The sequence below is a fragment of the Hymenobacter gummosus genome, assembly GCF_003970915.1.
GTDB classification, from domain to species: domain Bacteria; phylum Bacteroidota; class Bacteroidia; order Cytophagales; family Hymenobacteraceae; genus Solirubrum; species Solirubrum gummosum.
On record NZ_RXOF01000018.1, the window covers coordinates 153,077 to 160,855 of the forward strand.

Annotated in this window: 8 protein-coding genes; 1 reads left to right on the forward strand and 7 read right to left on the reverse strand. The window is 66.0% G+C overall.

The genetic code is table 11. From position 1 onward, the window contains the following. The first annotated feature begins 4 nt into the window (after window positions 1-4). A complete protein-coding gene (locus EJV47_RS24140) occupies window positions 5-2,512 on the forward strand; it encodes a hypothetical protein (protein WP_126695777.1) in 2,508 nt (835 codons plus the stop codon). 156 nt (window positions 2,513-2,668) lie between these two features. On the opposite strand, the gene EJV47_RS24145 is transcribed toward EJV47_RS24140, so the two are convergent. From EJV47_RS24145 to EJV47_RS28495, 7 genes are all read right to left on the reverse strand, one after another. After that, window positions 2,669-3,241, reverse strand: a complete 573-nt coding sequence (locus tag EJV47_RS24145) for a dihydrofolate reductase family protein (RefSeq protein ID WP_126695778.1) — start codon at window positions 3,239-3,241, stop codon at window positions 2,669-2,671. 155 nt (window positions 3,242-3,396) lie between these two features. Then, window positions 3,397-3,828 (reverse strand): VOC family protein, encoded by a 432-nt coding sequence (locus EJV47_RS24150; RefSeq protein ID WP_126695779.1) that lies wholly within the window; start codon window positions 3,826-3,828, stop codon window positions 3,397-3,399. A gap of 131 nt (window positions 3,829-3,959) precedes the next feature. Then, window positions 3,960-4,808 (reverse strand): DUF5694 domain-containing protein, encoded by an 849-nt coding sequence (locus EJV47_RS24155; RefSeq protein ID WP_126695780.1) that lies wholly within the window; start codon window positions 4,806-4,808, stop codon window positions 3,960-3,962. A gap of 95 nt (window positions 4,809-4,903) precedes the next feature. After that, window positions 4,904-5,533: a hypothetical protein gene (locus EJV47_RS24160; RefSeq protein WP_126695781.1), complete on the reverse strand. Its 630-nt coding sequence runs from the start codon at window positions 5,531-5,533 to the stop codon at window positions 4,904-4,906. A gap of 111 nt (window positions 5,534-5,644) precedes the next feature. Next, the gene (locus tag EJV47_RS24165; RefSeq protein WP_126695782.1) at window positions 5,645-6,211 is read right to left on the reverse strand and encodes a hypothetical protein; all 567 of its coding nucleotides are present in this window, start codon (window positions 6,209-6,211) and stop codon (window positions 5,645-5,647) included. A 201-nt stretch (window positions 6,212-6,412) separates the two neighbouring features. Further along, window positions 6,413-7,381, reverse strand: coding sequence for a 23S rRNA (adenine(1618)-N(6))-methyltransferase RlmF (gene rlmF, locus EJV47_RS24170; protein WP_126695783.1), 969 nt, complete (start codon window positions 7,379-7,381; stop codon window positions 6,413-6,415). 194 nt (window positions 7,382-7,575) lie between these two features. Then, window positions 7,576-7,779, reverse strand: a 204-nt coding sequence (locus EJV47_RS28495) for a hypothetical protein (protein WP_207895984.1), incomplete at its 5' end; no start/stop codon positions are given.

Below are 7,779 nucleotides of genomic sequence, written 5' to 3' on the forward strand. Positions count from 1 at the left end.
GCAATTGCTTACGCGTTACCCCAAATTCCTGGTTTTCCTGTTGCTGGCCCTGCTATGGGGGCCGGCCGCCTGGGCCAGCCCCCCGCCGCCTCCTGCCAAGCCCCGGCCGGGGCGCCGCATCGACGACGTCACGCTTAAGCGGGCTTTGTCGCGGGCCATTACCATGTACCAGCTCTGCGCCGAGAAGTACCCCGACGAAACCCGGCGCGAGCAGCAGATGGCCGCCCTCGACGATATTGGGGCGCGGTTTATCGGGCGGACGGCGCTGTGGTGGAACAACACCTACGGCGCGCAGGAGGAGGAGGCCCACTTTCAGCGCACCTACGTGAATACCAGCCGCCTGCTGGCCACCGATTCCAGCCGCATCGTGCAGGCCGGGGTGATGGAGTTCATTGCCGGCCGCGACCCCGCCACCGACTCGCTCACGTCCATCAACGCCAGCACCATCCCAGTGCCGGCCTGGGTACTGCGCGACTGGGGGTTGCCCGTGGTTAAGCGCAACTTCGACGCCCGCGCCATTGCCTACGCCCCCAAGGACGCCGACGACCCCTGGCGCGGCATGTCGGAGGCCGTGCCCGACGTGACCCGGCTCGAAGCCCGGCTCTGGCTTTACTACCGGGCCTGCCGCTACATGGCCTGCGGCATCGAGGCCCTGCACATGGGCCAGTGGAACCTGATTAGCAATAAGGATAAGCGGGGCGTAGGCGGTAAGCGGCCCTATTACTACACGAACCAGCTGTTTGACAAGATTCGGGCGTTTGCGGCCAACGGCTCGCCCTACTTCGAGCAGCCCAACGGCCGCAAGGGCGCCCGGCACGGCTACGTGGTGCTGGATTTTCACAGCAAGGAGCCGGTGTATTACCGCGCCCCGTGGCGGCGGCCGGTCGATTTATTCGACTTTTACTCCAACCCCATCAGCGCCCGCGAGGTGCTGACCGGGGGCCAACCGGGCGGGCTCTACGGATACCCGGCGTGGAGTACCCTGCTGATGCCGAACGAGTGCGCCCTGCCCGGACGCGGGGCCCTGGCCAATCGCGGCAACCCGCGGCTGATGCTGGTGGAGCTGGACAATAGCCTCAGCAGCCCGCACGCGCCCAGCCTCCACGACCCCACGCAGGAAATGTGGGGCTGGGACGAAATTACCTGGTTTGCGGCCCAGCCCTGCGCCTACCGCAGCGACTGGCTGTGCTACGTGTACCGCTGGCTGCAGTGCAACGCACCCAACACCTTCATGGAAATGCCCGGCCGGCGCAGCCTGAGCAGCCCCACCGTGGGTAGCATGTACGAGTTTGAAAACCCGGCCAGCGCCCGCCCGCACCAGGGACAGCCCTGCGCGCCCGCCGGGGGCGTTTCGCTGGAGCAGCAGCGCCTGCGGGAGCTATGGCGCGGGGAGCACGACGACTATTACCCCGGCGGTACCCTACCGGGGCCCGACGCGGCCCGCCCCGCCGACGGCGTGGCGGTGGAGGGCAACGGCTCGGTGTACTGGATTGAGGCGGCCACCGGCCAGATTCGGCACGGGCAGTGGGACGTAGCCGCCGCCCGCTGGCAGGTGCAGGAGCTGCCCGGCGTGGCCGATGCGGCCGACAACCTGCTGGTGCTGGCTCCCGGCCAGCTGATTTACCGCAGCAGCGGCTACGAAATCAAGTTCTGCCAGTACACCCCCGCCCCCGATAACGCTACCCCGGGCACCTGGACTACCACCGCCACCGGCGTGGCCAACGCGGCCGGGGCGCTGACGCTGGCCAGTAGTGGCCCGCTGCACGTGCGCCAAAACCTGCCCACGGTGTACTACCGCAGCCGGCAAAACACGCTGGACTACGTGGCGCGGGACAGCACCGGCCGCTGGCTTCCCGGCCGCATCAGCCCTGCCGACCAGCCCGATCAGCCCATTACCGTCGACGTTACCGAGGGGGCCATCATCAGCGCGGTGCCGGGCACGGTGTTCTACATTGCCAATCAGCGGCTGCAGGCGGTGCGCGCCACTGCGGCCGGCTGGCGCAACGTGCCGGCGCCCGCACTGCCCGCCCGCAGCCACCTGGCGGTGGAAAAAATCGATACCACTACCAACATCATCGTGTACAGCATCACGCCCGATGCCCGCGTGGCCTTCGCGCGCTACAACCACCACCCCGTCGCGCCGCGCTGGGACTCGGTGGCCGTGAGCGGCCACGCCGTGATAGAAGCCACCGCGGGCGCGGCCGGCGACATCATCGTGACCGGCAACAGCCAGCTGCTGTACCGCACCGGGGCCGGCGGCATCCGCAGCTTGCGCTGGTGCCAGGGCTACCTCGTCGATTATTACCCGCGGGTGCAGGACTGCGTGCGGGGCCTCACGCGCCAGCCCGACAACGGCCTCTATTACCTCGGCCGTCAGGGCGAGCTGCGCTACCTGGGCTGGGACGCGCCCACCTGCTCGTGGTCGGAGCAGCGCCTGGCCGAGCTGCAGCCGGCCGCCACCCGGGTTGCCCGCGCGCCCTGGTGGCGCTTCGGCCGCCGCCCGGCCCGGTAAGCCCGTTCGGGCGCCCAATCTTCTTAATGCAGCTCCTAATGCAGCCGCGCCGCCGCCCTCCGTTGGGAAGGTGCGACGGCGCGGCCGGTGTGAGTATGGGGGCTGATGCGGGCTTACGTCATAGGCAGGTAGCGTGAGAGGTGAGCAGAAGCGGCCCTAGCCGCGCTGGGGCCGGTAGTGCAGCGCCGTGATGCCGCAGGCGAAGGTGCGGGCTGCCAGCAGCTGCAGCGGGCGCTTCTCCGGCAGCTGCTGGAAGATGGGCAGGCCCCGGCCGATGGCCACGGGGTTGACCAGCAGGTGGTACTCGTCGATGAGGTCGTGCGCAATGAGGCTGCCCACGAAGCTGGCCCCGCCGTAGGCCATCAGGTCGCCGCCGGGCCGCTGCTTGAGCTGCCCGATTGCCGCGGGCAACTCGGCCCGGGCCAGCGTGGTATTGGCCCAGGCCGACTGCGTGAGCGTGCGGCTGAACACCACCTTGGGCGTGTCGGTGAACTTGCGACCGGCCGCCACGTCGGGGTTGCCCTCGTCGGCGGCCACGGCGGCCCAGTGCGGGATGAAGCCCTCGGCCAGCTTACGGCCCAGCACAATGCCGTCGACGGGCGCGGTCAGGGCTTCCACGTAGGCATCCAGCTCCTGGTCCCAGGGGCAGGTCAGCCAATCCATTTCGCCGTTGGGGCCGCCGATAAAGCCGTCGACGGATATCTGTACTTGCAGCTTGAGTTTGCGCATCGCGTGGGGGTGCTAAGGGAAATAAGGTAGCGCGGGCTTGGCTTCGCCTTCCTTGGGTTGAGTCCGCGTCCGCCTGATGCCGTTCGGCCGATTTCGTTCGAGCGGACGCGGGCTCAACCGAAGGAAGGCGAAGCCAAGCCCGCGCTACGGGCAGATTACTGGGCGGCGGCAGTTGCGGCGGGCTCGGGCTGCACGAAGCTGGGGTCCATGTGCATCACTTCCCAGATGTGGCCGTCGGGGTCCTGGAAGTTGCGGGCGTACATAAAATCCATGTTCTGCAGCGGCTTGGCGGGCTGGGCGCCGGCGGCCAGGGCCGCGTCCGCGAGGCGGTCGACCTCCGCGCGGCTGTCGGCCGACAGGCAGATGATGACCTCGGTGGTCTTGGTGGCGTCGGCCAGGGGCTTGGCGGTGAACGTCTGGAAAAACGGCTCCACCAGCAGCATCACGTAGATATCGTCGCTGACGACCATGCAGGTAGCGTTTTCGTCGGTAAACTGCTGATTGAAACGGAAGCCCAACTGGGTGAAGAAGGCCACCGAGGCGTCGAGGTTTTTGACGGGCAGGTTGACAAAAATTTTAGTTGCCATGACAAGGGCGTTTTAGGAGTTGCTGATTGATTACATGGCAAAAATAGGCCCCGTGGCAGGGTGGAAGGGAGGCCAAATGCGGCAAAGAGCGGGGCGTTTGCGACAAAATTTTTAGCAATCCGCCCGGCTGCCTACTTGCCCAGCACGTCTTGCGGCTCGCGCAGGCGGAAGCGGGCATCGGCCTGCACAAACTCGCGCATCATGGCCGCGTGGCCGGCGCCCACCAGGGCCAGCACCCGGGTGTCGGTGGGCTCGGTGAGCTTCTGCAGGATGGCGTACATATACAGGTTGCGGCGGTACCACTCCGACACGAGGTAAGGCCCGGCGAAGTTGTCGACGCGGCCGGCGCGGTTGAACAGCTCCAGGTAGGCGTTTTTGTTGGCCGCCAGGCTCTGCGGGGTATTGAAGTAGAGCAGCAGCTGGGTCAGCGTCAGGGTCGCGAACTTCTGGTTGTGCTCGGCCGTGATGGCCTGAAACGTTGCGTCGAGGCGCTGCTGCAGCGCCTGCTGCCCGGCCGCCTTGATGGCCTTCTGCACGCTGTCGAAGGGAAACTGGGTCTGGGTGTAGTCGAAGGCGTGAATGCGGGTCAGCCCGGCCTTTTGGCCCGCCCGGAAAGCCAGCTGGATAATCTCGTTTTTGAGCAGGAAGTTGTGGCGCTGAGCGGGGTATTTGGTCTTTACGTAGTCCTCGTAGCCCCCGCGCAGGTAGGCCTGGTACAGCTCGTCGAGCCCGGCCTGGTCGGTTTGCTCCCATTCCACGAAGATTTTCTGGGGCCCGAAGGCCTTGATTTTATCGGTCAGCTTGCCCAGCTCGGCCTGGGCTTGGGGCGTCAGTACGTCGAAGGACTTGATCTTGACGATGTCGGCCCCGGGGTTGTGGAAGTGGAAGGTGCCGAGCAGCAGCAGCTCGGCGGGCTTGGTTTGGGCGCGGGCGGGCAACAAAGCCAGCAGGCCGAGCAGCAGGCACAGGAAGTTTTTCATGGCGGCGTTTGGAATCGGGAGGTGAACGAGGTAGCAGATGGCCGCCGGGCCCGAAACGTTGGCTGGGGTGCCGGAAAAAGCCGCAGCCCGGGCCGCTACCGCAGCCAGTACCACGAGGTTTTCCAGAGAGTGTATTGCCGCCCGTCCCGCTCGGCGCCATTGCCGGCGTGGTTCCGCAGCGTGCGGTTGTAGGGCAGCCGCAGCTGGGCGCTGTCGAGGCGGGTGAGCAGGGAATCGAACTTCTCCCGGTGGTAGGCCCGGCGGTTGAGCAGCGGCTTCAGCTGGCCGAAGGCAATGCTATCCTGCAGCTCGAAGTAGCCCCGGGGCGTACCGACGAAACCGGGCAGATTCAGCAGCCGCAGCTCGAAGACGGAGCGGGGAAAGAAGAACACCAGCTTGCGAAACTCGCGCCGGCAGCCGCACGCATCCCGGCGCTCCAGCTCCTCCTCGCTCACGCGCCGCTTGATGGCCGGCAGCCGCCGCAGCAGCTGCGCCGCCCGCGGCCGCTCGGCAGTCCAGCCGCTGAAGGTAGAGTCCTGGTACACCGGCACCGAGTCGGGGTGGGCGTAGTCGTAGCCGCGGTTGGGGAAATCCACCGCCAGCAGCACAAACCGCAGCGAATCGGCCGAGAGCAGGCTGGTAAGCTGGCGCGGCGGAGTCGGCGTGGGGGCAGCGGCCGCCGTGAGCAGCAGGGCCAGAAATAGCAGAGGCGGCAGCAGGCGCATGGAAGCAGTAGTAAACGTCGGATGCCAGGCAACGGCCGGGGCGCGGGGCTTAGTGCGTGGTGGTTGAGCGGGGCAGACTTATGGCGCGCCGCCAAGGAAGCCGTAGCTGCGTCAGGCCAGCAGCCAGAATCGCCAGCCGCCCCAGAAGCGGCGGTAGTGCGCCGAAAAAGGCTCAAACTGCTCCGCTAGCGGCAGGCCCCGGCGCCGGGCGTGGGCGTTGTAATCAGCGCCGGTGGCAAAGGTCTGGTAGTCTTTGCTCGCCAAATCGTAGGTGAAATACGAGCCGTCGTCGTAGGCCGCGCAGAGCACCTCAGCGGCTACCTGAAAGTTGGCCAGGTGGGCTTGGTCGCCCGGGCGGTCGACTGGCACGCTGGGCTCGAAATACGCATCGAGGCCGTTGTTTTCCTCCACTGCCTCGCTGTGGCCCAGCGGAATGCGGCTGTAGTCGCCCAGGCCGTGGCTGCCCCAGTAAGTAAAGGAAAACGCAAACAGCAGGCCGGCAAGTAGCAGGCAGGTGCTTTGCCACAGTTGCCAGGGCCGCTGGGCCCGCCGCGCCAGCCAGCTTGCGGGCCAGATGCGAGTCAGCCCCAGGGCCAAACCCAGCAGCAACGTAGCATACACCGCGGCCTGCAAGCTGATTTTGATGAGAGTAAAAACAAAGCCGAACAGAAATTCCATTTGCGGCGGATAAGGTAGACGGCTGCGGCGCGAGGCCAGAATCAGTTTCCCTCCTCAGTTGAGTAGTAGGGGTAGTCGAACGGCCAGGATTAAAAAAATCTAGAAGCTAGTTGGCGTTCTGGCGTCAAGGCCAACCACCCCTAGCCCCTCCTCAGCTGAGGAGGGGAACTAGCTTTAGATTCTAAAGGTTGGCGCGCTTGGCTATTGGGCCGCGCCCCAGCGCTTCTGCCGCCACTGCTGCCGCTCCTCCGGGCTCAGGAAAGTCCAGGCTACGAAGCGGCTTACCTTCTGCCCCTGGCTCATGGGCACGGTGCGCACCTCGGCCGCCTTCAGCTTCTGCAGGGACTTGTACAGCCCCGGCAGGGTGTCCTTCTTCGATACCAGCGCGGTGTACCAGTAGCAATTCGGCCGCAGCAGGGCGCTTTCCTCGGCCAGCCGCCACAGAAACGTGGCCTCGCCGCCGGGCGTCCACAGCTCGTGATTCTGCCCGCCGAAGTTCAGCGTCGGCCGCGGGCCCTGCCCGGTGCCCAGGTTGTGCTCCTTGCGCCGGCTGGCCGCCTCGGCCTCCGCCGCCGAGGCGTGGAAGGGCGGGTTGCAGAGCGTCAGATCGAAGTACTCCGAGGGCTTGACGACGCCGCTGAAAATATCCGTAGCCTCGGGCTGCAGCCGGATGTCCACCGCCCCGCTCAGGGCCCGGTTGGCCGCCACAATCTGCCGGGCCACCCGCACGGCCACCGCGTCCACCTCCGTGCCCACGAAGCGCCAGCCGTACTCCCGGTGCCCGATGATGGGGTAGATGCAGTTGGCGCCCACGCCCACGTCGAGCACCCGGATGCCCTTGCCCCGCGGCACCGCCCCGGCGTTGTCCGCGGCCAGCAAATCGGCCAGGTAATGCACGTAGTCGGCCCGGCCGGGAATGGGCGGCGTGAGGTAGCCCGCCGGAATGTCCCAGTGGTCAATTCCGTAAAACTGCCGCAGCAGCGCCCGGTTCAGGGCCTTTACCGCGGCCGGGTCGGCAAAATCCACGCTGGGCGTGCCGTGGGCATTCGGCGCCACGAAAGCCGCCAGCTCCGGCGAAGCCCGTACGAGCTGCTCGAAGTCGTAGTGGCCCTGGTGGCGGTTGCGCGGGTGCAGGCCGGTAGGAGCGGGGACGGAGTCGGGAGTTGCCATGGTAGAGCGGAAAACGGGCGAAACCACCAAAGCTAAGACTAGAAACATTAGAGCTAGGGCTAGTTCCCCTCCTCAGATGATTCCGCGCATCAAGCGGCGGGGGGCTAGGGGTGGTTGATCTTGACGCCAGAGCGTCATGTCGAGCGAAATCAAGATGTTTCGCCGGATAGTATGCTGTTCGTTGAATGAGAAGATTACTTGTGGACATCAGCACGCGAGATGTCTCGGCTTCGCTCGACATGACGTTCTGTTTTCTTGTGCAAAGTCAACCATCCCTTGTATGATTGCACTGCCCTATCTTCTGGGTAGCCAGCCAAGGAAGCGGAGTCACCTACCATCCCTAAATGCGGGGCTTCGGCCTCGACCTTGTGGGTTAGAGCCAGTGCTCCGCTTCCCGT